Source organism: uncultured Maricaulis sp. (genome assembly GCF_947259345.1).
Taxonomy (GTDB): domain Bacteria; phylum Pseudomonadota; class Alphaproteobacteria; order Caulobacterales; family Maricaulaceae; genus Maricaulis.
In genome coordinates, this window is record NZ_CAMYLS010000007.1 from 160,722 (window position 1) to 182,693 (window position 21,972).

General features: G+C 62.8%; 27 protein-coding genes. 16 read left to right on the forward strand and 11 right to left on the reverse strand.

All coding sequences use genetic code 11. From position 1 onward, the window contains the following. The first annotated feature begins 99 nt into the window (after positions 1–99). From Q0X62_RS04430 to rplS, 11 genes are all read left to right on the forward strand, one after another. Positions 100–1,374 carry a dicarboxylate/amino acid:cation symporter gene (locus Q0X62_RS04430; RefSeq protein ID WP_297732135.1) on the forward strand — a complete coding sequence of 425 codons (1,275 nt, stop codon included), beginning with the start codon at positions 100–102 and terminating at the stop codon, positions 1,372–1,374. A 79-nt stretch (positions 1,375–1,453) separates the two neighbouring features. After that, the gene (locus Q0X62_RS04435; protein ID WP_297732137.1) at positions 1,454–1,627 is read left to right on the forward strand and encodes a hypothetical protein; all 174 of its coding nucleotides are present in this window, start codon (positions 1,454–1,456) and stop codon (positions 1,625–1,627) included. A gap of 34 nt (positions 1,628–1,661) precedes the next feature. Further along, positions 1,662–2,282 carry a hypothetical protein gene (locus tag Q0X62_RS04440; protein ID WP_297732139.1) on the forward strand — a complete coding sequence of 207 codons (621 nt, stop codon included), beginning with the start codon at positions 1,662–1,664 and terminating at the stop codon, positions 2,280–2,282. 31 nt (positions 2,283–2,313) lie between these two features. Next, complete coding sequence (locus Q0X62_RS04445; RefSeq protein ID WP_297732141.1) at positions 2,314–2,667, forward strand: hypothetical protein; 354 nt, start codon at positions 2,314–2,316, stop codon at positions 2,665–2,667. A 371-nt stretch (positions 2,668–3,038) separates the two neighbouring features. Further along, positions 3,039–3,230 carry a hypothetical protein gene (locus Q0X62_RS04450; protein WP_297732143.1) on the forward strand — a complete coding sequence of 64 codons (192 nt, stop codon included), beginning with the start codon at positions 3,039–3,041 and terminating at the stop codon, positions 3,228–3,230. 203 nt (positions 3,231–3,433) lie between these two features. Next, the gene (ffh, locus tag Q0X62_RS04455) at positions 3,434–4,984 is read left to right on the forward strand and encodes a signal recognition particle protein (protein WP_297732146.1); all 1,551 of its coding nucleotides are present in this window, start codon (positions 3,434–3,436) and stop codon (positions 4,982–4,984) included. Beyond that, positions 4,981–5,406 (forward strand): hypothetical protein, encoded by a 426-nt coding sequence (locus tag Q0X62_RS04460; protein WP_297732149.1) that lies wholly within the window; start codon positions 4,981–4,983, stop codon positions 5,404–5,406. The genes ffh and Q0X62_RS04460 overlap by 4 nt, the downstream gene beginning before the upstream one ends. Positions 5,407–5,437: 31 nt before the next feature. Then, entirely contained in the window at positions 5,438–5,908 is a 471-nt protein-coding gene (gene rpsP / locus Q0X62_RS15655; protein WP_366946104.1) for a 30S ribosomal protein S16, read from the forward strand. A gap of 61 nt (positions 5,909–5,969) precedes the next feature. After that, positions 5,970–6,527 (forward strand): ribosome maturation factor RimM, encoded by a 558-nt coding sequence (gene rimM / locus Q0X62_RS04470; RefSeq protein ID WP_297732150.1) that lies wholly within the window; start codon positions 5,970–5,972, stop codon positions 6,525–6,527. Next, positions 6,520–7,260, forward strand: coding sequence for a tRNA (guanosine(37)-N1)-methyltransferase TrmD (gene trmD / locus Q0X62_RS04475; protein ID WP_297732154.1), 741 nt, complete (start codon positions 6,520–6,522; stop codon positions 7,258–7,260). The genes rimM and trmD overlap by 8 nt, the downstream gene beginning before the upstream one ends. Beyond that, on the forward strand, positions 7,257–7,655 hold the full coding sequence (gene rplS, locus Q0X62_RS04480; RefSeq protein ID WP_297732156.1) for a 50S ribosomal protein L19: 399 nt from the start codon (positions 7,257–7,259) through the stop codon (positions 7,653–7,655). The genes trmD and rplS overlap by 4 nt, the downstream gene beginning before the upstream one ends. Positions 7,656–7,721: 66 nt before the next feature. On the opposite strand, the gene Q0X62_RS04485 is transcribed toward rplS, so the two are convergent. Continuing rightward, positions 7,722–8,285, reverse strand: coding sequence for a hypothetical protein (locus Q0X62_RS04485; RefSeq protein ID WP_297732160.1), 564 nt, complete (start codon positions 8,283–8,285; stop codon positions 7,722–7,724). A 142-nt stretch (positions 8,286–8,427) separates the two neighbouring features. On the opposite strand from Q0X62_RS04485, the gene Q0X62_RS04490 reads away from it, so the two are divergent. Further along, positions 8,428–10,041, forward strand: a complete 1,614-nt coding sequence (locus Q0X62_RS04490; RefSeq protein WP_297732163.1) for a tetratricopeptide repeat-containing sulfotransferase family protein — start codon at positions 8,428–8,430, stop codon at positions 10,039–10,041. A gap of 63 nt (positions 10,042–10,104) precedes the next feature. Further along, the gene (locus Q0X62_RS04495; RefSeq protein ID WP_297732166.1) at positions 10,105–12,156 is read left to right on the forward strand and encodes a DUF3857 domain-containing protein; all 2,052 of its coding nucleotides are present in this window, start codon (positions 10,105–10,107) and stop codon (positions 12,154–12,156) included. A gap of 4 nt (positions 12,157–12,160) precedes the next feature. Here the strand turns inward: Q0X62_RS04495 and Q0X62_RS04500 are convergent, their stop codons facing one another. Further along, a complete protein-coding gene (locus Q0X62_RS04500) occupies positions 12,161–12,559 on the reverse strand; it encodes a metallopeptidase family protein (RefSeq protein WP_297732169.1) in 399 nt (132 codons plus the stop codon). A 110-nt stretch (positions 12,560–12,669) separates the two neighbouring features. Between Q0X62_RS04500 and Q0X62_RS04505 the strand changes: the two genes are divergently transcribed. After that, positions 12,670–13,149, forward strand: a complete 480-nt coding sequence (locus Q0X62_RS04505) for an MmcB family DNA repair protein (protein WP_297732171.1) — start codon at positions 12,670–12,672, stop codon at positions 13,147–13,149. A 4-nt stretch (positions 13,150–13,153) separates the two neighbouring features. Here Q0X62_RS04505 and Q0X62_RS04510 read toward each other — a convergent pair whose 3' ends face one another. The 6 genes from Q0X62_RS04510 to Q0X62_RS04535 all read right to left on the reverse strand — a co-directional run bounded on the left by Q0X62_RS04510 (position 13,154) and on the right by Q0X62_RS04535 (position 18,653). Then, positions 13,154–13,843: a DJ-1/PfpI family protein gene (locus Q0X62_RS04510; RefSeq protein WP_297732174.1), complete on the reverse strand. Its 690-nt coding sequence runs from the start codon at positions 13,841–13,843 to the stop codon at positions 13,154–13,156. 78 nt (positions 13,844–13,921) lie between these two features. After that, a complete protein-coding gene (locus tag Q0X62_RS04515; RefSeq protein WP_297732176.1) occupies positions 13,922–14,302 on the reverse strand; it encodes a VOC family protein in 381 nt (126 codons plus the stop codon). Then, positions 14,292–15,338: a DUF4340 domain-containing protein gene (locus tag Q0X62_RS04520; protein WP_297732179.1), complete on the reverse strand. Its 1,047-nt coding sequence runs from the start codon at positions 15,336–15,338 to the stop codon at positions 14,292–14,294. The genes Q0X62_RS04515 and Q0X62_RS04520 overlap by 11 nt, the downstream gene beginning before the upstream one ends. Further along, positions 15,335–17,179: a Gldg family protein gene (locus Q0X62_RS04525; RefSeq protein ID WP_297732182.1), complete on the reverse strand. Its 1,845-nt coding sequence runs from the start codon at positions 17,177–17,179 to the stop codon at positions 15,335–15,337. Before Q0X62_RS04525 ends, Q0X62_RS04520 begins: the two co-directional genes overlap by 4 nt. Continuing rightward, positions 17,176–17,919 carry an ABC transporter permease gene (locus Q0X62_RS04530; RefSeq protein ID WP_297732184.1) on the reverse strand — a complete coding sequence of 248 codons (744 nt, stop codon included), beginning with the start codon at positions 17,917–17,919 and terminating at the stop codon, positions 17,176–17,178. The genes Q0X62_RS04525 and Q0X62_RS04530 overlap by 4 nt, the downstream gene beginning before the upstream one ends. Then, a complete protein-coding gene (locus Q0X62_RS04535) occupies positions 17,916–18,653 on the reverse strand; it encodes an ABC transporter ATP-binding protein (RefSeq protein WP_297732187.1) in 738 nt (245 codons plus the stop codon). Before Q0X62_RS04535 ends, Q0X62_RS04530 begins: the two co-directional genes overlap by 4 nt. A 306-nt stretch (positions 18,654–18,959) precedes the next feature. Between Q0X62_RS04535 and Q0X62_RS04540 the strand changes: the two genes are divergently transcribed. Further along, positions 18,960–19,295: a DUF2794 domain-containing protein gene (locus tag Q0X62_RS04540; protein WP_297732188.1), complete on the forward strand. Its 336-nt coding sequence runs from the start codon at positions 18,960–18,962 to the stop codon at positions 19,293–19,295. Between the two features lie 77 nt (positions 19,296–19,372). On the opposite strand, the gene Q0X62_RS04545 is transcribed toward Q0X62_RS04540, so the two are convergent. Continuing rightward, a complete protein-coding gene (locus Q0X62_RS04545) occupies positions 19,373–20,137 on the reverse strand; it encodes a Bax inhibitor-1/YccA family protein (protein WP_297732191.1) in 765 nt (254 codons plus the stop codon). Between the two features lie 195 nt (positions 20,138–20,332). Here Q0X62_RS04545 and thpR point away from each other — a divergent pair, with 195 nt between their 5' ends. Further along, positions 20,333–20,872 carry an RNA 2',3'-cyclic phosphodiesterase gene (gene thpR / locus Q0X62_RS04550; protein ID WP_297732193.1) on the forward strand — a complete coding sequence of 180 codons (540 nt, stop codon included), beginning with the start codon at positions 20,333–20,335 and terminating at the stop codon, positions 20,870–20,872. Here thpR and Q0X62_RS04555 read toward each other — a convergent pair. Beyond that, positions 20,857–21,339: a low molecular weight protein-tyrosine-phosphatase gene (locus tag Q0X62_RS04555; RefSeq protein ID WP_297732195.1), complete on the reverse strand. Its 483-nt coding sequence runs from the start codon at positions 21,337–21,339 to the stop codon at positions 20,857–20,859. The two genes, thpR and Q0X62_RS04555, sit on opposite strands and share 16 nt — an antisense overlap. Continuing rightward, positions 21,329–21,967, reverse strand: a complete 639-nt coding sequence (locus Q0X62_RS04560; RefSeq protein WP_297732197.1) for a histidine phosphatase family protein — start codon at positions 21,965–21,967, stop codon at positions 21,329–21,331. The genes Q0X62_RS04555 and Q0X62_RS04560 overlap by 11 nt, the downstream gene beginning before the upstream one ends. Positions 21,968–21,972: the final 5 nt, after the last annotated feature.

Genomic DNA, 21,972 nt, shown 5'->3' on the forward strand with positions numbered 1-21,972 from the left:
GCGACACCACCCCCTAAAGATTGACCCCGACCGCGCACCCACTAGTGTGCGACCGCATCACCGCGTCGGCTCGACGCGCCTGGATCGGGGAGAGACTTCATGGGCTGGTGGTTCAAGATCAAGCTGTGGCAGCGTGTGCTGGCGGCGCTGGTGCTGGGCGTCGCATTCGGACTGATCGCTTCCAACGTCATGGGGCAGGACGCGGCGACAAACTGGATCGACAGCTATATTCGCCCGGTCGGCCTGCTCTTCATCAACTTGATCCGCATGCTCATCGTGCCCTTGATCTTCACCACCCTGGTGGCCGGCGTCATCGCAATGGGCAAACCGTCGAAACTGGGTTCGCTCGGCCTCAAGACCATCGCCCTTTATCTCGTCACCACCTTCTTCGCTAACGTGATCGGCCTCACCTTCGGTGCCTTCTTCCGCCCCGGCGCAGGCGTCAATCTCGAGGGTGTCGAAGCCGTCCCGGTCAGCACCGATCCGCCTTCGGTGACCGAGCGCCTGCTCGAGATCGTCCCCACCAATCCCATCGCGGCCCTCGCGGACGGCGATGTGCTGGCGATTATCTTCTTCTCGCTCTTCCTGGGTGTGGCCATCCTGTCGACCGGTGCGGCCGGCAAGCCGCTGGGCGACCTGTTCAACTCGGCATCCGAAGTCGTTCTGAAAATTACCCATTACGTGATGGAAGTGGCGCCTTTCGGGGTCTTCGCCCTGGTCAGCTACACCGCTGCCAGCCAGGGACTGGAAGCGCTACAAGCGATCCTGACCCTGATCGTAGCCGTTTATCTGGGCCTCATCGCGCATGCGGTGATCACCTACGGCATTCTTGTCCGCTTCGTGCTCAACCTGCCCCTGATTCGATTCTTCCGGGGCATGACCGACCCGATTGCCGTCGCCTACTCCACGGCCTCCTCCTCGGCGACCCTGCCGGTCACCATTGCGGCGGCCTCGGATAATCTGGGCGTCAAAAAGTCAGTTGCCGGTTCGGTCCTGCCGCTGGGCGCCACTATCAATATGGACGGCACGGCGCTTTACCTCGGCATCCTGGCGCTCTTCACTGCGCAGGCCTTCGGTTATGATCTGACCTTCATGAATTATGTGATGATCGCCTTTACGGCCGCGATTGTCTCGATCGGCGCCGCCGGCATCCCGTCAGCCTCGCTCTTCCTGCTGGCCATCGTGCTCGAAACCTTCGGCGTGACACCGGAGCATACGGCGATCATTGTTGGCTTCATCCTGCCGGTTGACCGGATCATGGACATGGCCCGCACGGCCGTGAATGTGACCGGCGATGCCGCTGTCGCGACCGCTGTGGCCAAATGGGAAGGCGAGCTGGACGAGGAACGCTTCCGCAGCCCGGCTGTCATCTAGCAACTGCCATGCGTGTTTAACCGGATCAGAGCGGCCCTCCACCTGTCCTTCCAATGGCCAGATGGAGGGCCGTTTTGCCATGAAGATTGCCATTCACACCTTCGGCACGCGCGGTGACGTCCAGCGCTGTCTCGCGCTCGCTCTGGTACTGCGCCGCGGGAATGGCTTTGCCAAAGCGGCCGATCCGGTTGAGCGCGATGCGGAACGATGGGCCGGACGGGCGAGCGCTGGAAACGCGCCGAAATCAGGCTAGGCTGGAGCTTCGCGCGGATCGGGGAGTCGCCATCATGAAACTGCATCATCGCCTGATCGAGCTTGTCGTGGCCGTGAGCGTGGTCGTCATCTCGCTCGCCTCCCTCTTCGTCGCGGTTTACCAGGGCATTGTCATGGACCGGACGATGAAAGCCTCGGTGATGCCGGTGGTCCAGGTCGACAGCGGCAATATCGATGATGACCGCGAGACCTGGGTGATGACGATCAACGTCAAGAATACCGGTCTCGGCCCGGCTGAAATCCGCTATTTCAACATGTATTGGAACGGCGAGATCATCCGTGACACCTCGGCGCTCATGGCGCGCTGCTGCCTGCCGGAAACCGTCCCGGCCGACGAGCGCCTGCCCTATGTGTATGACGCTTTCCGGGACGGTCAGCTGAGTCTCGTCTTCGACAATGTCCAGCGGCGCTTCCTCGCGCCCCAGGAGGATATTGACTACATCGCCTTCGACCGACCGGATGCCGACACCCAGCCGCGCGGCCGGGCGCTCTGGGACGCGCTCGATGATGTGCGCCACGACATCACCTATGAGGTTTGCTACTGCTCGGTCTTTGATGATTGCTGGCGGGCCCGCTTCCCCGAGCATAGCCGCGAACCGGTCCGCCAATGCGTCGGACCGGACGAGGCGCGCTGATCCAGCGCCGGTCCGCTGCCGTAAGAGCCGCATGACCCGCACAGCCTCCCGCTTGACACTCGCTCTCATTCGCCTGGCTGCGCTTGCCGGCACAACCGGTCTGACCGGCCTGATCATCTGGGCGATCCAGTCCGATGATTTTGGCGCGGCTGGCGCCTGGCTGACAGGCCACCCTTGGGGAATGGTCACGCTTGGCGACCTTTATTTCGGCTTCCTGATCGCGGCAATTTTCATCGCCAATATCGAGCGCGACTGGCGTTGGTCGCTTTTCTGGATCCTGCCCCTTCCCCTGTTGGGCAATGTCTGGGCAGGGCTGTGGCTGTGCCTCAGGGCCGGTCGAGTGTGGGATGCCCTGCACGGCAGGAATGCCGGTACAGCAAAATAACCTCGGTTCACGTCATCCAGTTCCAGCCGAGCCGCGTATCTTTTTATGTCCCCGAGCGGCGCACGGGCTGACCCTCCAAACACCGTGCCCGCTCAACTCGCGCCGGTCCTGCCCGCCTCATGTCCCCGGCGGGCAGGTCGGCGCACCCACCGGGACAAGCCAATGCGAGACGTTACAGGCCCTCTTGAACACATCGAGCGGCCTCCCATATTCAGGCCACATTCATTGGATACGCCGAGAAGACAGTTTGAGGCGTGTTTTACTTGTCTTAACGATAAACCCGCTTCAAAGGCCGCCGGTAGGGTCCCGTTAACGGACTCGGCGCTCAAATCAGTACGCGTAAGCACGGGCAATTCCGCCCCGAGGACATCATGGCCAAGGCACAATTCGCAATCAGCATGCTCGCCAAGACAGCCCTACTGTGGCTGACGGCAGCGCTGATCTTTGCGTCCCTGTTCGGCGCCATGCTCTCGGCCCGCCCGGACCGCCCCGGCCTGCGCTTCACGAGCTCTGACTCGGTCATGCTTGCCAGCGAAGCCGACGCCGTCGCCGAGACGCGCTGACGGACCGTTGGCCTCACGCGCGCGGCTTGACTCTTTTCCGCACGACACGTACTAGCCCCGCTTCATCTTGCAAGCATCACGCTTGTCTTACCGGCACATCCGCACCAACTGGTCGGGGGAGGTCGGCGAGAACCCTGCTCGGCGAAGGTTTCGCTCAGCGGGGCTGCTTTGCTTTGTGATGATGGCGACGGATTGAGGTTTTGATGTTCGACACTCTGACAGAACGACTTGGCGGCGTTTTCGACAAGCTCACCGGCCGTGGTGTGCTGTCCGAAAAGGATGTCGATGCGGCGCTGCGCGAAATCCGCGTTGCCTTGCTCGAGGCCGATGTCGCTCTGGACGTTGTGAAGGCCGCGACCAAGCAGATCCGCGAGCGCGCTGTCGGTGAAGATGTCATCCGCGCGGTCTCGCCGGGCCAGCAAGTCATCAAGATTGTCCATGACGCCCTGGTCGACCTTCTGGGCGGTGACGGCGAACCGGTCGGCCTGTCCCTGGACGGCGAACCGCCGGTCGCCATCCTGATGGCCGGCCTGCAGGGCTCCGGTAAAACGACAACTTCGGCCAAGCTCGCCAAGCGCATCCAGGAGATGCACAAGAAGAAGGTCCTGCTGGCCTCACTCGACACCCGTCGCCCGGCGGCCATGGAACAGCTGCAGCAGCTGGCCGGCCAGATCAATGTCGCCTTCCTGCCGATTGTTCCCAATCAGCGCGCCGTTGACATTGCCAAGCGCGCGATGAGCGCCGGCCGCCTGCAGGGCTTTGACGTCGTCATCCTCGATACCGCCGGCCGCACCTCGATCGACGAAGACATGATGGCCGAGGCGCACGAGATCGCCCGCGTCACCAATCCGCACGAGACCCTGCTGGTCGCCGATGCCCTGACCGGTCAGGACGCCGTCGAGACCGCCCGCCGCTTCCATGAGCGCCTGCCGCTCTCCGGCCTCGTTCTGACACGGATGGATGGCGATGGCCGTGGCGGCGCTGCGCTGTCGATGCGCCATGTCACCGGCCTGCCGATCAAATTCCTTGGCGTCTCGGAAAAGCCCGACGGGCTCGACGCCTTCGACGCCAAGCGTGTTGCCGGCCGCATCCTGGGTCGCGGTGACATCATCTCGCTGGTCGAGAAAGCCGCCCAGAATGTCGATGAGGAAAAAGCCGCCCGCATGGCCAGGAAAATGGCCAAGGGCAAGTTTGATCTCGACGATCTGCGTGAGCAGTTCAGCCAGCTCAAAACCATGGGCGGCCTCGGCGGGATCATGGGCATGCTCCCGGGCATGAACAAGAAGATGCAGGCCCAGGCGGCCGCGGCCGGCATGGACGACAAGATGCTGACCCGCCAGGAAGCCATCATCCAGTCGATGACGCGCCAGGAGCGCGCCAAGCCGGAAATCCTCAAGGCCAGCCGCAAGAAGCGCATCGCCGCCGGTTCCGGCGTCACCGTCGCCGATGTCAACAAGCTGCTCAAAATGCACCGCCAGATGGCGGACATGATGAAGAAGGTCTCCAAGGGTGGCCGCGGCGGTCTGGCCGGCATGATGGGTGGAATGCCCGGTGGCATGCCGCCCGGCATGAAGGGTATGAACCCGGCCGATATGGGCAAGGCCACCCAGGACCTGCTCGGTGGCAAGGCACCGTCCGGCGCGCAACTGCCCGGCCTTGGAAATTCAAGCACCAGCAAGCCGGCGAGCCTGCCGGGTTTGGGCGGCGCGCCGCTCGGTCCGGACGGGTTGCCCCTCGGTTTGCCGAAGAAATGATCCGCGCGCTCGTCATAACCCTGCTCCTGGCCAGTGGCTCCGCGATAGCCGACGACTGGGCGGATGAGCTAAGCGCGACGACCCGGGTCGAGCCCTCATATCCCTATCTCGCCGCAGCGATGGGCATGACCGCCGTGTGCCGGGCGTCCTACGGAATTGATGATGTTGGGCGCGCCTTTGATGTTTGCGTGGCCTGCAATACAGGCCTGGAACGACCAACGCCGCCACGCGCGCAGGCCTTGGCGTCACAACAATTCGTGCAGGCTGTCGAAGTCGCCATCAGCCAATGGACCTACTCAGTCGATCTGGCTGGCTATATTGGCGTGCGCACCGAAATTCGGTTTTTGCTCGCAGACCAAAGCCCGGATCTCCTGCCGGACCCACCCGGAATGGATGAGTGCCGCGGCCCTCAAATCACCTGATCTCCCCATACGACTCTAGAAGGAATACCTCATGTCTCTGAAAATCCGTCTCGCCCGTGGTGGCGCCAAGAAACGTCCTTACTACCGCATCGTCGTTGCTGACAGCCGTTCGCCGCGCGATGGCCGCTTCATCGAAAAGATCGGTTCCTACAACCCGATGCTGCCGAAAGACGGTCAGCGCGTCGAGCTGGACATGGAAAAAGTGAAGGCCTGGCTCGCCAAGGGCGCCAAGCCGACCGATCGCGTGGGTCGCTTCATCCACGACATCGAAGCCGAGACCTGGAAGTGGGAAGCCGGCAATAACCCGAAGAAGGGTGAGCCGGGCCAGAAAGCCAAGGAACTCGCTGCCGAAAAGGCGGAGAAGGAAGCCGAGCGCAAGGCTGCTGCCGAAGAAGCCAAGGCCGCTGCCGAGGCACCTGCCGCTGAAGAAGCACCGGCCGAGGAAGCCGCTGCTGAAGCCCCGGCTGAAGACGCTGCTGCTGAAGAAGAAAAGTCCGAATAGGATTTTTCCCGTGATTGGCCCCCTCCGCACGGAGGGGGCCGCTCCGACCGGACATCGCCCCATGACCACGCCCGCCGACGATCTCGTCTTCATTGCCGCCCTCGCCGGGGCACATGGCGTGAAGGGCGAATGCAAGGCCAAGAGCTTTGCCGGCAATCCGGCCGATGCCTTCACCTATGGCCCCTTTCTGGATGCCGACGGCAAGCCCTTCCTGACCCCGAAATCCGCGCGTCCGGTCAAGGACGGCTTCATTGTCCGCTTTGCCGAACCGCTCGACCGCGACCAGGCCCAGGCGCTCAAAGGCACGCGCCTCTACGTCCCGCGCGCGGCCCTGCCGGCGCTCGAGGATGACGAATTCTACCATGCCGACCTCTTGGGTCTGAAAGTCCAGGCGCTCGACGGTGCTCCCATGGGCACGCTCAAGGCGGTCCATGATTTCGGCTCCGGCGACCTGCTGGAGATAGCCGGCACGCCCGACCGCAACGGCAGCTGGATGCTCCCCTTCACCCGCGAATTCGTGCCGCATGTCTCGATTGCCGACGGTGTGGTGACCATCGATCCGCCGGAAGATGTCGGTTCGAAGGCTGAGGAAGAGGCGGGCGGAGCGTCGGATGATTGACGCCACCAGCCCTTCCCTGCCTTGGACCGCGACCGCGCTCACCCTCTTCCCGGATGCCTTTCCGGGACCCTTGGGTGTTTCGCTGATTGCAACAGCTGCGAATCATGGGTTGTGGGCGCTTGAAACTGTGGACATCCGGGATTTTTCCCGTCATAAGCACCGCTCCGTGGACGACACCCCAGCTGGCGGAGGCGCCGGTATGGTGCTCAGGCCGGATGTCGCGACGGAGGCGATTGATGCGGTGCAGTCTCGCTGGCAAGGCGGGAAACGACCGTTGATCTATTTGACGCCGCGCGGAAAACCGCTGACCCAGTCCCGGGTTCGGGAATGGGCGACGGGTCCGGGCGTTGTCGTGTTTTGCGGACGCTTCGAAGGCCTCGACCAGAGGGTGATCGAAAGCCGCGAGATGGAAGAGGTCAGTGTTGGCGATGCCGTGCTGGCCGGGGGCGAAGCGCCCGCGCAGGTTCTCATCGAGGCCTGTGTGAGACTTCTCCCCGGCGTGCTGGGCGACCCGATGTCGGCCGAGGATGAAAGTTTCGAGGGTGATCTCCTCGAATATCCTCACTACACGCGACCGCGCGTGTTTGAGGATCGGGAGATCCCGGAGGTCCTGTTGTCGGGGCATCATGGTCGCATCGCGGCGTGGCGCCAGGAGCAGGCTGAGGAAATTACGAAGGCGCGTCGCCCCGACCTCTGGACGAGGTACAAGGCCCGCAAGGAGAATGCACGATGAACATGATCGAGCAGCTTGAACAAGAAGAAGCCGCCCGCGTCCTGGGTGACAAGAATATTCCTGATTTCAGCGCCGGCGACACGCTGCGCGTCCATGTTCGCATCAAGGAAGGCGAACGTGAGCGGATTCAGGTCTTCGAAGGCGTCTGCATCGCCCGCAATGGCGGTGGCCTGAACGAGAGCTACACCGTTCGCAAGATCTCCTTCGGTGAAGGCGTCGAGCGCGTTTTCCCGCTCTACTCGCCGAATGTCGAGCAGATCGAGATCAAGCGTAAGGGCAAGGTCCGTCGCGCGAAGCTCTACTATCTGCGTGATCGTCGCGGCAAATCGGCCCGTATCGCCGAGCGCGTCACTGGTCGTGGGATCGAAAAGCGCGAGCCGAAGAAGAAGGGCTAGTCCCTCCCTCTTCGCGATAGCGACACGAAAAACCCCGTCAGCCTGGCTGGCGGGGTTTTTTCTGTGTTACTCGCCAGGGCATTGCGCCGCGAGACGCTCGGCTACGACGATGCGAGCCTCCGCGATCGAAGACCGGGCCGCATCAAAGTCTGTCGCCGGGTCATTGTTATAATCCATCATCCGATGCGCATAATCGCGTCCCGCACTCCGGTCCTGAATGATGAAGCGGACTTCCTGCAAGGCGGTCCGCCGGTGCTCATACCCGCCGGACACCGCGATCGAAGCCTGATGCAAGGCGCAAAAGATCGACCAGCTTGTATCGTCGGCGCTGCATTCGCGATCATCAGCCCGGTCCCAGGCCGCTTCGCCGTGCAGGATGGAAAGCGCACGGTCGAGAATGTCCAGGTCAAGCTGTGACACCGGACGGTCGCGCGCGGCAAGCAAAGTCATCGTCTCGGTCATCAGAGCGCGCTGCTCCGCATTCCACTCCGCCTGCGGAACCGTGGAATAGACTCGCATGCCGCGCTGGATGACCGCCAGCTCGTCGGCGATGGATTGCTCGAATCCGGCCTCGCACCCGGTCGAGGCCGGGGCAAGGACAAGGGCGATTGCGGTGAGGCTGATCAACATGGCAGGCTCCGGCATCGGGAATTGTGCAGTGTAGAGCCGCGCGGCCGGGCCGCAAGTGTCGCCATGACTGGCTTGCGTGCCATTTCTATGGCCGAATGACCGCCGTCCCGCCCGCCGCTTGAATGACAGGATCGCCACCGAGATGTCGATGACGCCGCAAGAAGCCTTTGCCCGTTCCCAGTCCGGATTCGCCGCCTATCGTGATCACCGCTTTGTCGATGCCGAATCCGTCGCCGACGCCATTCTTGCGACCCTGCCCACAGACCCCAATGGGCTCTATCTCAAAGCGATCTGTCGGCGTGCGCGTCAGGACCCGAACGGGGCCCTGCTCTGGATCAAGCAAGCCTGCGATGCCGCGCCTGGGCAATTGGGATTTGAGCTCGCCGCCGCGCAAATCCTTGGTGATCTCAAGGCGTATGACGCCGCGCGCTCACGCTTCGAGGCTTTGGCCGAGGCCTTTCCCGAGGCCATCGAGCCCTGCCTCATGCGCGGCCTAATGGAGCGACAGGCCAATGCGCTGGACGCCGCGCGCACCGCTTACGAGGCTGCGTTGTCCCGGCAGCCCGACCATGTCGAAGCCCATCGCGGCCTCGCCATAGTCTGCGAGAACCTGCGCGACTGGCCGGCCGCGCGCCGACATGCCGATGCCGTTCTCGCTATCGAGCCGGGTGATGCGACCGCCCTGTCCGCACGCGCCGGGGCAGACCTGGCCGACCAGTCACCGGAAACAGCGCGACACCTCATTGAAGACCGGTTCGACGCCAGTCGGGCCAATCCGGCGGTCAATGCATCGGTCTGGCGAAGGTTGGGCGATGCCTGTGAGGCCATGGATGACCACGCAGCCGCCTTCAAGGCCTGGGAAACCGGCTATTCGGCGCTTCGGGAACATCTCGCGCCGGGCGGGCAATTCCTTGATGGCATGCACGGGCTGGAGAGCCTGAAACGCCTGGCAGCGGCCTATGCGGATATCAAGCCGCCGAGTCCGCCTGCGCCGGACGATAGTCGTTCCCCGGTCTTCCTGGTCGGCTTCCCCCGGTCGGGAACAACCTTGCTGGAACAGATCCTGGCGAGCCACTCCGCCATCACAACCAGCGACGAGGCCCCTTTCGCACAGCCGATCCTCGAGGAAGCCGGCGACACCACCGACAGCCTGCGCCGCTTCTTCGCGGCCCTGCCGCGAAATCGCCCGCGCCTGCAGGCGGAATACTGGGGCCGCGTGGCCGAACTCGGCGTATCCGACCAGGCTGTCTTCATCGACAAGCTGCCGCTGAACCTGCCTTGGCTGGGCGTACTGGGCCAGGTCTTCCCGAATGCCCGCATCCTGCTGGCGCTGCGCGACCCGCGCGACTGTGTGTTCTCGGCGTTCAAACGCCTCTTCCAGTTCAACACGGCCATGCTGCGCACCTATACGCTGGCCGACACGGTTGCGCTCTACGACGCAGCGATGAAAGCCGGTGAAGCCGGCCGCAAAGTCGCGCCCGATCTGCGCGTCACCCAGGTCCGCTATGAGGACTTGGTGACCGACATGAAGGACGAAATCGCCCGCATCCTCCTTGCGCTCGGCCTGGAGTGGGAAAGCGAAATGGCCGACTATCGTGAACGGCTGTCGCCCAGCCTGTCCACTCCATCTGCGCCGCAGTTGGAGGCCGCTATTCATGATCGCTCCATCGGGTTGTGGCGCTACCATGCCGACGCACTGGAGCCCTTCAGCACCCAATTGGAGCCTTGGGTAAAACAGTGGCGCTATCGACCATGATTGGGGTGTGCAATTCCGCGCAGGTTGCTAAGCTGGGGTCAACAACCATAAAGGCTGACTGTCGTGACCTCATCCAATCTGCGTGTTCTGGTTCTTCTTGTCTTGCTGGCAGGCTCATGGATTTTCATGGCACTGCACTGGCAGGCCGGTCATGGCGACAGGCCGACGGAGAGTGAGCCTGATGATCAATCCGCGACGCTAGGCGCCCTTACCAGCCTGACCGCGATCGGCGAGCTTCCGGACGAGGCCCGCTTTGACGCCACGCCTGATTTCGTTACCACTGTGGCCCCACCCGCACGCGGCAGTGAGGTCTTCGAGGCCGAAGGCGGCGTCCGCTATTCACTCTATCAAGTCGAGCATGACAATCAGGGTGCCACACCGCGCCAGTATGTTCGCATGGTGGTGGAACCGGTCAGCACGGCAGGGATTGATCAAACAGCCAATATTACCGTGGTTTTCAACCCGGCCTACGAAGAACTGGTCTTCCACACGCTTCAGGTGGAACGCGACGGCGAAGTGTCGGACCGCAGGTCATCGACGACAATCGAGTTCGCCCGGCGTGAAACGCGGCTTGAACGCAGGATGTTCGACGGGCGCGCTACCGCAATCATACGCTTCAGCGACATCCGCCTCGGTGATCGCGTCGAGTATGCCTACACCGTCAGCGGCAGAAACCCGGCCCTGCCAGAGAATGAAAGCCGCCAGATGCGGCTTGGGTTCGGTGCTCCGGTGGAGCAGATGTTGGTTCGCTCCGTGTGGACGGCAGACCAGGCTCCTCACCACCGGATGCTGGGGCCGGATGCGGCCACGGATCTGAATGTAGAAACCGTAGGCGACCGCCATATCGTCCAGTTCGGACCGGTCGGCACCCCCACATTCAATGGCGAGCGCGGCGCTCCGGCCTGGATATATCAGGCTCCAACGCTTCAGCTGTCCGATTTCGCGAGTTGGGACGCTGTCTCAAGCTGGTCAGCCCCCTTTTATACGGTCGATTCCTCGCCAGAAATTCTCGCATTGGCAGAACAGATCAGGTCAGAGCACACGAACCGGGACGCGCGATTGGTTGCGGCTCTCCGATTCGTCCAGGATGAGATCCGCTACCTCGCGATCAGTTTTGGCGCGGGCGGTTACGTACCCGCAGCCCCGACCGAAACGCTGGAGCGGCGCTATGGGGATTGCAAAGCGAAGACCCTGCTTCTTATCAGCTTGCTGCACGCCCTCGACATCGATGCGGACGCCGCTCTGGTTCACACCACGCAAGGTCATGGCCTCATGGAGACCCTGCCACGACATACCGCCTTCAATCATGTCATTGTCCGGGCCTTCCTGGACGGTGAACCCTACTGGATTGACGGCACCCGCAGCGAGCAAGGCGGTCGCCTCGACACGCTCGTGCAACCGGATTTCGGATACGCCTTGCCGATCTCGGCAAACGGGGAAACGCCGGTTCGCATGACAGAGCCTGATACCGAAACCGCGGCCATCACCTCCCATGAGACGCTGATGATTCACTCGACCGAAGGTGACGCATCCATTGAGTATGTCATTCAGGCCTCGGGCGCCGGCGCCGATGAGACGCGGAGCAGGATCGCCCGGTCGGGTCGAGCCGACCTGCAGGAAAGCCTGCTCGACTATTTCCGCGCGCGCTTTGACGACGTCACGATACAGACCGATCTGGTCGTCACTGATGATCGGGACGCAAATGAAATTGAGGCCCGCCTCCTGCTCTCCGTCGGAAACGTCCTGCGCATGCACGAAAATGGCGAGGATCAACAAGTAAGCGGGCGCGCCACGCTGAGAATACCGACGCGTTCCAATACCGAGCGGAACAGGCGCTTTGCCCTGAGTCTGGGGCAACCGCTGAGGCAGGCTGCTATCGTGACGCTGGTCGTGCCGGACGGCATGGCGGACTGGTCGATCGAGCCTTCGTCGCGCCTGTTGGAGACGCGCGGCATCGAGTTCTCACTCTCGCGCGACCAGACCGGCAATACGACAATTCTGAGCTATGACCTCAACATTGATGAGCGCGTCCTGTCCCCCGACGAGGCTGAAGCCGCGCTGGATGCCGCAGAACAGGTCCGCCAGATGTTGCGCTGGTCACTCGTTTCGCCCTAGCGCCTCAGTCCGAATCCTCGATCCGGTGCATGTCCTCATCTGACAGCCCGAAATGATGACCGATCTCGTGCACCAATACGTGGGCGATCAGCTCGCCCAGCGTGATGCTGCCGTGATCGGCCCATTCATCGAGGATAGGGCGGCGGTAGAGCACAACCCGGTCCGGCTCCGGTGACGGGTCGGACACCGACTTCTGGGACAGATCCACGCCGATATAGACACCGGTCAGCTCAAACGGGTCGGTCAATCCGACCGCCGCGAGGGTCTCGGCATCCGCAAAGTCAGCGACGAAAATCTCCACTGATCCGCAAAGGTCCCGCATCGCATCCGGCAGCGAGTCGAATGCGCTTGCGGCGATCCGCTCGAAATCCTCCAGCGATGGCGCAATCGTCTCGGCTGTCATGGCACACGTCCCCGGTTTCCAGCGTCAATCTGATCGAGCCCACGCCGCTTGAACAGGACTGTCATCAGCACGCCCTTGTCGATCGAACAAATCAGGTACAAACTCTCGTCATGTCCCGAGATGATGTCGCCTCTACCGCCAACCCGCTTATCGATGACGCCCAGGCCCTGATGCGAGGCGCGGCACGCTTGCTCTGGCATATGGGCTATAGCGCCATCCCGGAATTCATCCTGCCCGACGGCCGGCGCGCCGATCTCGCCGCGCTCGGCCGGAAGGGCGAAATCACCATCATCGAGATCAAGTCGGGCATTGCCGATTTCCGCGCTGACAGCAAGTGGACGAATTATGCCGGCTATTGCGACCGGCTCTATTTCGCCGTGTCAGAGCGCTTCCCCCATGGCGTTATCCCCGAAGATGCGGGCCTGATCATTGCGGACGGATTTGGTGGTGCAATTGTCCGGGAAAGTCCGGCGCTCACACTGGCACCAGCCCGACGCAAGGCTCTGACTTTGCGCTTCGCGCGTGCGGCCGCAGACCGATTGATGCGCGTTGGCGAACCCGCCGTCGACATGCCGCCAACGGCAGATTAACGGATCAGGCGTCGACCTTGACCGTGACGCGATCCACGACTTCCAGGAAGGCGTCCCAGCGCGGCGCGAACCGCGCCTCGACAGCATCGCGAACCGGGCCGGGCGCCTTGTCCGGTGACCCGGCATCAACCGGCGGGGCGGGATCGTATTCCAGGCCCAGCTGGACAGCTTGGGCCAGCGCTTCGCCATAAAGCTCACGCAAGATCGTCAACGCGAAATCAATACCGGCCGTGACACCGCCACCGGTGAACAGATTCCCGTCGCGTACGACACGCGCCTTGACCGGCTCGGCCCCGAAACGCGACAGGGCCGCATGATAGCGCCAATGCGTGGTAGCCTGGCGCCCCTCAAGCAAGCCGGCAGCCCCAAGGATAAAGGCACCCGTGCAGACGGAGGTGATGAATTGGGCTCCGAGGGCCTGCTGACGCAAGAAGTCTAGCGTCGCGGCATCCTCCATCGCCGCATCCACACCCCATCCACCGGGAACACAGATTAGATCGAGCTGGGGGCAGTCAGCAAAGCTGGTATCAGCGAGAATAAAGGGGCCGCAATCCGTCCGGACCGGGCCCGCCCGACCCGCGACAAGGTGGGTTTTGATACCGGGTATGCGATTGAGCACCTGGAGGGGACCGGTGAAGTCCAGCTGGGTGAGATCATCGAACAGGACGAAACCGATATGCTTCAGACGGGGCATGTTTTTCTCCGATCCCAACCGCAGCCAAACTAGCCAGAGCCGTCAGAAGCTGGAATGCCAAACATCCATCAAATTCGGTCAGACTCTGTCCGGCTTGACGCGCCAGGGCGGATCGATGCGGTTCTCTCCGGCATGATAGAGCTTGATCCGGTGACCATCAGGGTCCCGCAAGATCGCTTCACGCCAAAGCCAGCTTTCATCGCGAGGCTCGGTCTCGAAGACGAAACCGGCCGCCTTCAGGTGGTGATAATCAGCGTCCATATCGGCGGACTCGAGATAAATGACCGCTCCGGTTCGGACCGGGCTTTCGACATGAATTGAGAAGGTCGTGTCGCCATCAGGGGCGAGGAAACGACAATAGTGCGGACTATCAACCAAAAGCCGGAATCCGAGGCGCTCGTAGAAGGCTCTGGATTGTGGAAGGTCGCTGACGGGCAGCGTGATCTGGTTAAGGCGCATCCTGGTTTTCCTCACGCGTGTCCGCGATGCGGTCGAGCGGTCGGATCAGGCGATCAATCGTCAGATCCGACATCAGATAGGCCCAGCCATTGGTGAGCGCATTGATCGCCGCTGCCTCATCGGCCGCGTCGTCGGTGATGGCCGACGCCGTAATGAGAGCCCAGCGCGTCTCCCCCAGCGCCTTGACGTCGATCCGCACACGCAGTCCCGTGAATGTTTCGGCCGTGTGATGCGCAACAAACTCTCCGCCCAGACGGTCGGCGCGCCGGACATCGCGAAAGCGCACCCGGCCTAGCGATGTCGCCGGTCCATTTCCAGCAGCAGCGGTGATGGGTTGCCAACCAGCCGGGCGCCGCAGGGCGTAATTGCGTGACGCCGTCGATGCCCGCTCCAGGCGATAGGCCGGTCCGGTCTCCGGTTGGATATCCGCCCTGGCAATGTCATTCGTGCCGAGGGACAGGAAATCGAGAGCCAGCCAGGCGTCCGCTGGCAGCAGATCGGGCCGTGCCACCGCGCCATCGCCAAGGCGGGCGGCGAAGGCGCGGCTTCGCCCGGGTTCGCGCACATAAACCCGCTCACCCCGCGTTTCACCGAGATAAATATCCGCCAGGACGCTACCATCCGCATCTCGCACGCTAATGCGTGTCGCACCATTCTCGCCGCCGGGATCAGCCAGTCCGAGGCGGCCTAGCCGGTCAGGATTGGCCGTGCGGGCGCCCTCGAAAACGAGGGCCGCAAGATAGGCGTCCAGTTCGGCAAGGCGCTCCGGGCGAACCGGATAGCCATCCCGGCTGGGCATGGTCCAGACACCATCTGACTGTTCCAGCACAAAGCTTTCGGCGCCGGTAATAACGATTTCCCGGGCGCTGGCGACCGCATCCGACCAACCGGGTAAAACCGGACCGCTGACTGCCGGGCGCCAGGTCTCGCGGGCTTGCTGATAGGCCGTCACGAAGGCGGCGCCTCCAAGCAGGAGCGCGGCACCGGCGGCGACCAGCAATTGGGAACGGCGGCGCTTGTCAGAGGTCAGGCTCATCCGCGTCGCCTCCGACGGCGGACGACCGTCCCCGCAATCCCGACCAGGATGACCAGCGCGGGCGGAAAGCCGATCGTCCAGAATTGGAGGTCCGCATTCAGGGAATCGATATCGCGACGAAAATCACGTTCGATTCCGCGCAAGGCCTCACGACCCTGCAGGATTTGTTCGCGCAACCGCATGGCTTCTTCGCGGTCACCGGCTTGCGAGTCGGCCAGAAGTGCCGAGGCCTGGCCGCTGGTCAGGAGCGCGCTCAACCGGTCCTGTGCCTCGGCAATTTCCGCTTCAAGCCGGTCCTGGGTTTCGACATAGCGCGTTTCCGCCTCGGCTCTCAGCCGTTCGACCCGGCTCATCGGTCGCAGGGACGGCGCCCGCGAGCGCAAGGAAACAAGCGCCGGATCACCCGCCGCCATATCGATGAGATTGAGCGCAAGGGTCAGGTTGTCGGCAACAAAACTACGTCCTGTGCCTGGATCATTGCGGACATAGTAACTGTCGTCGAGCCAGTCGGCGTCAGCGACAATGGCGATATCCACCGGACCGGCAGAGATGTCGCGGTGAGTGTCCGGATCCAAAGCAATTTCACCGGCCGGCGGGCCGGATGGAAACGCGGTCTCGATCATACCGGTCACACGCGCAGCGAGAACCGGTGGTTCGCCTGCTGGCTCATAGTTCCGCAGCAATGCGTCCGGACCTGGTGCGCCCGCGGCAATATCCGCGTCCAGCAGCGCACCTTCCGGCGATGTCGAGAGCAGCGGTGTCACCTGGATATCCGGCAGCGGGTTGATGCTCAGCGCTCCCGGCGAGCCAAAGTTCAGTCCAAGGTCGAGCGTCGCGGTGGCCAGATCGGTCTGGCTGATCTGCCCGGCGCCCAATGAGAACCAAAGCGGGTAGGCCCGGCGGCGAGTGCGGCCATCGGATTCGACGATTTCCACCGGCAGTCCAAGCTGTCGGTCCATGCTGACCGTTTCTCGGTCATACCCGATGCCCCAGCGTGCCAGGAGCGGTCCAAGATCGGAGGCGCGGCGGGCATTGATCGGCGGCAGGCCGTCTGGGCCCGGACGCAGCGCCATGTGGGCCAGTGGGTCGAGGAAGGCGAGGACGCGGCCATAGCTCAGGGCGAACTGGTCGACAAGGTAGAGCTGTTCCTCGCTCAGGGCGCCCGGGTGCAGGACAAGCAGGGCGCTGGCCTCCGGAATTGTTGCAAAATCGCGGTCCAGCCAGATCAGGTCATAGGCCGCATTCAGCTCGGCAATGAAGGCGTTCGGAGCGCCATCGTCCGGGCTGAGCGGCAGGCTGGTGAGCACGGCCAGCCTCGGGCGGGCGGGCCGTTCTATATCGACGATGAGGCGGGTGAGATCGTACTCAAGTCGGGCTTCCGCCTCTTCCCGGAAAAGTGGGATGACGGCCTGTTCGTCGACAGAATTGCGGGCGACGAGACCGAAGAAAAGATTATCTCCGCCATCAGTCGGCATGGGTGACAGCCCGGCAGCCAGTGCCTCATCCTCGTCGGGAGAGAAGGGCTCCGGATCGATCTCGGTCACGCGGATGCGGCCGCCGGACTGATCCGAATAGGCCTTGAGGAATTCACGCACGCGCGTCGCATAGGCGCGGACCGCCGGATATTGCGCGGCTTGGGCGCGGGAATAATAGAAGCGCCATTCGACCGGCTCTTCGAGACGATTCATGACCGCGATCGAACCGTTGGACAGGCGATAGAGCCCGTCCTGAGTCAGGTCGAGCCGGGCACTGCCAAACCATCGACCCGCCAGCTCATTGCCCCCCAGGAAAACAATGATCAGGCTAAGCAGCATGAGCGGCAGGAAAACAGTGCGCTTCATCGCCCACCTCCGCGCCGCTCGGCAATCAGCACGCCGGCAATAGTGAGGGAGACAAGGATGAGCCCTGTAAAATAGATCAGATCGGACAGACCAATCACGCCGTAGCGGAAGGCGTCATAATGCTCGAGGGCGCTCAGGCGAGCCACGAACTCGGACAGCAGGGCCGGCGCATTCTCACCGAGCGCCGAGAGCACAAAGGGCAGGCCAGCCATGGTCAGGAGAAAGGCCGCGCCCGTGCCCAGCACGAAGGCCACCACCTGGTTCGACGTGGTCGCCGACAAGGCCTGGCCGACAGCCAGATAGCTGCCTGCCATTAGCCAGGCACCCAGATAACCGGTCGCGATCGCCGCATTGTCCGGGGCACCGAGATAATTGACCGCAATCCACATCGGGGAGGTGAGCGCCAGGGCAATACCGGCGACAGTCCAGGCGGCGAGGAATTTGCCGCCGGTCGCCGCCCAGAGTGGAATCGGCAAAGCCATCAGGAATTCCAGCGTACCGCGATCACGCTCCTCGGCCCAGGCGCGCATTGCGAGGGCCGGCATCAGCACCACAAAGAGCCATGGCAGATAGTCAAACATTGGCGCCAGGTCGGCACGATTGGTGTCGAAGAACCGACCGACATGAAAGGCAAAGGCTGGAGCACAGAAGGCAAAGACCGCCAGAAAGACATAGGCCAGCGGGGTCTGGAAATAGGCCAATAATTCGCGCCGATAGACCGCATGGAGGGAGTGAATCACGCTGCCGCCCCCACATCGCTTGCGCCTTGCGTCAGCGCCCGGAAAGCGGACTCCACCGTCGCGTCCGCCCCCGTGGCCGCCAGATCATGCGGCGTCCCGTCGAACAGGACGCGCCCCTTGTCGATCACGATGGCGCGCGAGCAGACGGCGGGCACTTCATCCAGAATGTGGGTGGAGATGATGATCGCCTTTTCCGGCGCCATGTCGCGGATCAGCTGTCGTACCCCGTCCTTCTGGTTTGGATCGAGGCCATCAGTGGGTTCATCGAGGATGAGGACGGCCGGATCATGGGCGATCGCCGCCGCCAGCGCGGCGCGGCGCTTATAGCCCTTGGAGAGCGTACCGATCGGCTGATCGGCCATCTCGCCCAGAGCCGCACGCTCCAGTGCAAGACCCGACGCGCGCATCAAAGCATCGCCGGAAAATCCACGTGCGCGCAGACCAAATCTGACAAAGCCGCGCGGCGTCATGGCCGGATAGGCCGGCGCACCTTCCGGCAGATATCCCAGGCGCGACTGCGCCTCCAGGCGCTGGGTCATGCAGTCATAGCCGGCAATCGAAGCCGTCCCGCCATCGGGCTCGAGGCCGCCGGCCAGCATGCGCATACTGGTCGTCTTCCCCGCCCCGTTGGGGCCGAGAAAGCCGAGTACTTCGCCGCGCTCCAGTGTGAAGCTCACACCATCGACCGCACGGAAGGACCCGAAATCCTTGATGAGTTGATCGGCAACCAGCATGGTTCGCAGGGCTCATGATCTGACCGCACTAGCGTTAGCGCGACGCGACGCGCTTGGCCAGAGCCAAGGCAAGCTGTGCATTTCATGAGAGGAATTGTGGGTGTCGACCGGACCGCAGCCTCTTGACCCGGGGGGCTGGGGGGGCTGTCTAAAACCAGGCTGGGAGGCGGTTATTGCGACCGGCCGACGAGTGAGACGGTGGTCGGGCCGTATGGCCGGAACGCGCCGAGAATGTGGCGACTTTGCGGCGCTGCGTGAAATGTTTGTAAGCTGGACAGAGTGATTCAACCGGTGGGAGAATTCGGCGTGCAATCTTTATCCCCCTCCGCGAAGCGCAAGCCCGAACCGGTCATGTGGAACCGGCGCGAGCTGGACGCGATCCTGCGGGTCTACGGACGTTTCGTCGCGCAGGGGGAGTGGAAGGACTACGCCATTGACGGTCTGCGGACTGAGGCCGTGTTTTCGATCTTCCGCCGTGCCAGTGAAGTGCCGATGTTTACGGTGGTGAAGACACCCGCGGATGCCAATCGCCAGGGCCAGTACAAGGTGGTCGCCATGACCGGCCAGATCCTCAAGCGCGGCCATGATCTGACCCAGGTCATGAAAGTCTTCGAAAAGAAGAAATTCCAGGTCATCGAGTGAGACGGCATTGGTCGCGGCAAAGAAAAACCCCGGAGCGCAGGCCCCGGGGTTTTCCGTTTCAGTCTGTCAGATCCACGCTATTCGCGGCTGCCCAGCAGGGACAGGATGATCTGGAACATGTTCACGAAGGCGATGTAGAGGTTCAGCGCCCCCATATTCGTCATCACGGCCATCGAACGCTGATCGCCGGCGATCTGGTAATACGTCACCTTCAGCGCCTGGGTCTGCCAGGCGACCACGCCTGCCATCAGCAGCAGGACAGCAAACTGGAGCAGCAATTCAAGCATGCCCGACTGGAAGAAAAGCATGTTCAGGATGCCCAGCGCGATGGCGCCAAACACAGCCATGAACAGGAAATTCTGCATCGGCATGAGATTGCGCTTCGTCGTATAGCCGAACACGGAGAGCGCCATGAAGGCGCCGGCCGTGATGACGAAGGCTTGCGCAATGGTTCCAAAATCAACGGATAAGCCGCCGCCGCCGATGCGCTGGACCGTTTGACCGCTGCTCGCGAGCACCACCCAGAAGCTCAGGCTCGCGCCAATCAGGACGACAATCGCCCAATAGAGGAGGGCGCTGCCGATCGGCGACGGATTGCGCATGAAGAACATCGAGCCGAAGAGCAGGGCGAGCGGGCCCCACTGAACCACAAAGAGAAGCGGCGTACCGAAGACGAGATTGGTCAGCGGCGGGAAAGTCCCGACCGAGTATGCAATTGCGGCGGAAAGCAGCAGGCCCAGGCCCATCTTGTTGTAGACGCCGAGCATGAATTTGCGCAGGCCGGCATCCACCGACATGTCCAGCGAACCGGCGCCAGAATAAGTGCGGGAAAAATCGTTCATTGAGGACGTCTCTCTTGGCTACGCGCGCCATCACAGGCGCTTTGTGCATACTATATCATGTTCCCCGAGGCGGAAGGCAAGTTTCCGTCATCAGCGCAAGGGGGGACTGGAAAGGCCGGAATCCCGCCCCGCCTCGGCCGATTGCGTCGACCGGGAAAATCGCTCTAGTTGGATGGCCTGCCAGCGGATTGAGCCATGACGCTTCGCCTTTTTGCCGCCCTGCCCGTGCCTGAAAGCCTTCACGCTGAGATTCAGCGCCTGCAGAAGGGCGTCCCCGGCGCGCGCTGGCGCCCGCCGGAGAATTTCCACATCACGCTGCGCTTCTTCGGCGAAATGGATGAGCGCCGCGCCGAGGACCTCGATGCAGAACTGGCCCGTATCACCATGGCTCCGTTCGAACTGGCCCTGCTGGGTTCGGGCTGGTTCGGCAAGCTCGACCCGCGCGCCCTCTGGCTGGGTGTCCGCCCCAGCGAGGAATTGCTCCAGCTCAATGCGAAATGCGAGCGGGCGGCGCGACGCGCCGGCCTGGAACCGGAACACCGCAATTTCCATCCCCATATGACGCTGGCCTACCTCCAGGGTACGCCGATCGAGAAGCTGACCCGTTTTGCCGAACGCACGGGCGGCTTTGCCACCGAGCCGTGGCAGGTAACGCATTTCACAGTCTTTTCGAGCTGGCTCTCACGCGGGGCCAACAATATCTACGAGCCAGAAGCCGACTATCCGCTGCTCTGATCCTTGCCGACAGCCGCGACAAGGCCGTCCACGCCTCGCTCGATCATGTCCAGGACGCCCTCAAACCCGTCTGCGTTTCCGTAATAGGGGTCCGGGACATCGGCACCGGGCTCACCCGCCCATTCCATCATCAGGCTGATACGGCCGCCGCGCCCGGCACCGGGCACCCGGCGCAAGAAACGCAAATGGCTCCGGTCCATGGCAATGATGTGATCAAAACGCGCGAAATCATCCGGACAAATCTCACGCGCGCTCAGCACGGACAGGTCATAGCCGCGCGCCGCGCCCGCCTCGACCGCCCGCGCATCCGGCGTTTCACCGACATGCCAGCCACCCGTACCGGCGCTATCAATCTGCCAGTCCAAGCCAGCCTTGATCACGCGCTGGCGCGCAATCGCGTCGGCCGTCGGAGAACGACAGATATTTCCCGTACAGACGAAAAGCAGGCGCACCGGATCAGTCGTCAAGCGAGAAAGCGCCGGGCAGAACCGTCAGCGACCAATCCTCACCGGTCCGATAGAGCCAATATATGTCACCATACGCATCCTCCGGCAGACGGCCCTCTGAATCGCAACCGGCATTCTGGGCCGCATCTGCACCCGCATAGGCCGACATCCACAGACAGGACGTATTGGAATGCTCCCCGACGAGTGTCCAGACAGCATCCCCGGCATCGACTTCGGCATAGGCATCGGCCCGAACGCGCGTCACGGTTTCGCTCTCGGTGCATCCAACGGCGTAACCATCAACTGCCTGATGCGCTATCACCGCTGTACCGCTCGCAGCCGCCGTCAGGCGAGTCCGGCAAGCGGCGCTCGAATAGGCACGGTCGAAAGGCGTGCTGCCAACCAGCTCGGCCAGGCGTTCGACCATCCGCTCGCCATCTGCGCTCAACGGGCAATCCATACCGTTGCAATCGGGCGATATTTTCAACGCGTGGCGAACAACCAGAACATGTTGATCAGCTGCTGCAATTTCGGCCCGGTCCGCATCGGGTACCAAGGCCAGCAATTCCGGATGTGCACCCGATTGGGCGGATGGGCTGCACGCCGACAGCCCCACCAGCACACCCGCGGCAATAAAGATCGATTTCATGGTGA

What these genes read in the sequence shown, in the direction of transcription:
- Q0X62_RS04460 (WP_297732149.1), top strand. Translation starts at nt 4,981, where the DNA reads ATGATCCGCGCGCTCGTCATAACCCTGCTCCTGGCCAGTGGCTCCGCG.
- Q0X62_RS04450 (WP_297732143.1), top strand. Translation starts at nt 3,039, where the DNA reads ATGGCCAAGGCACAATTCGCAATCAGCATGCTCGCCAAGACAGCCCTA.
- rplS (WP_297732156.1), top strand. Translation starts at nt 7,257, where the DNA reads ATGAACATGATCGAGCAGCTTGAACAAGAAGAAGCCGCCCGCGTCCTG.
- Q0X62_RS04560 (WP_297732197.1), bottom strand. Translation starts at nt 21,967, where the DNA reads ATGAAATCGATCTTTATTGCCGCGGGTGTGCTGGTGGGGCTGTCGGCG.
- Q0X62_RS04525 (WP_297732182.1), bottom strand. Translation starts at nt 17,179, where the DNA reads ATGAAGCGCACTGTTTTCCTGCCGCTCATGCTGCTTAGCCTGATCATT.
- Q0X62_RS04545 (WP_297732191.1), bottom strand. Translation starts at nt 20,137, where the DNA reads ATGAACGATTTTTCCCGCACTTATTCTGGCGCCGGTTCGCTGGACATG.
- Q0X62_RS04435 (WP_297732137.1), top strand. Translation starts at nt 1,454, where the DNA reads ATGAAGATTGCCATTCACACCTTCGGCACGCGCGGTGACGTCCAGCGC.
- thpR (WP_297732193.1), top strand. Translation starts at nt 20,333, where the DNA reads ATGACGCTTCGCCTTTTTGCCGCCCTGCCCGTGCCTGAAAGCCTTCAC.
- Q0X62_RS04430 (WP_297732135.1), top strand. Translation starts at nt 100, where the DNA reads ATGGGCTGGTGGTTCAAGATCAAGCTGTGGCAGCGTGTGCTGGCGGCG.
- Q0X62_RS04510 (WP_297732174.1), bottom strand. Translation starts at nt 13,843, where the DNA reads ATGCCCCGTCTGAAGCATATCGGTTTCGTCCTGTTCGATGATCTCACC.
- trmD (WP_297732154.1), top strand. Translation starts at nt 6,520, where the DNA reads ATGATTGACGCCACCAGCCCTTCCCTGCCTTGGACCGCGACCGCGCTC.
- Q0X62_RS04535 (WP_297732187.1), bottom strand. Translation starts at nt 18,653, where the DNA reads ATGCTGGTTGCCGATCAACTCATCAAGGATTTCGGGTCCTTCCGTGCG.
- Q0X62_RS04500 (WP_297732169.1), bottom strand. Translation starts at nt 12,559, where the DNA reads ATGACAGCCGAGACGATTGCGCCATCGCTGGAGGATTTCGAGCGGATC.
- ffh (WP_297732146.1), top strand. Translation starts at nt 3,434, where the DNA reads ATGTTCGACACTCTGACAGAACGACTTGGCGGCGTTTTCGACAAGCTC.
- Q0X62_RS04520 (WP_297732179.1), bottom strand. Translation starts at nt 15,338, where the DNA reads ATGAGCCTGACCTCTGACAAGCGCCGCCGTTCCCAATTGCTGGTCGCC.
- Q0X62_RS04440 (WP_297732139.1), top strand. Translation starts at nt 1,662, where the DNA reads ATGAAACTGCATCATCGCCTGATCGAGCTTGTCGTGGCCGTGAGCGTG.
- Q0X62_RS04485 (WP_297732160.1), bottom strand. Translation starts at nt 8,285, where the DNA reads ATGTTGATCAGCCTCACCGCAATCGCCCTTGTCCTTGCCCCGGCCTCG.
- rpsP (WP_366946104.1), top strand. Translation starts at nt 5,438, where the DNA reads ATGTCTCTGAAAATCCGTCTCGCCCGTGGTGGCGCCAAGAAACGTCCT.
- rimM (WP_297732150.1), top strand. Translation starts at nt 5,970, where the DNA reads ATGACCACGCCCGCCGACGATCTCGTCTTCATTGCCGCCCTCGCCGGG.
- Q0X62_RS04445 (WP_297732141.1), top strand. Translation starts at nt 2,314, where the DNA reads ATGACCCGCACAGCCTCCCGCTTGACACTCGCTCTCATTCGCCTGGCT.
- Q0X62_RS04505 (WP_297732171.1), top strand. Translation starts at nt 12,670, where the DNA reads ATGTCCCGAGATGATGTCGCCTCTACCGCCAACCCGCTTATCGATGAC.
- Q0X62_RS04490 (WP_297732163.1), top strand. Translation starts at nt 8,428, where the DNA reads ATGTCGATGACGCCGCAAGAAGCCTTTGCCCGTTCCCAGTCCGGATTC.
- Q0X62_RS04515 (WP_297732176.1), bottom strand. Translation starts at nt 14,302, where the DNA reads ATGCGCCTTAACCAGATCACGCTGCCCGTCAGCGACCTTCCACAATCC.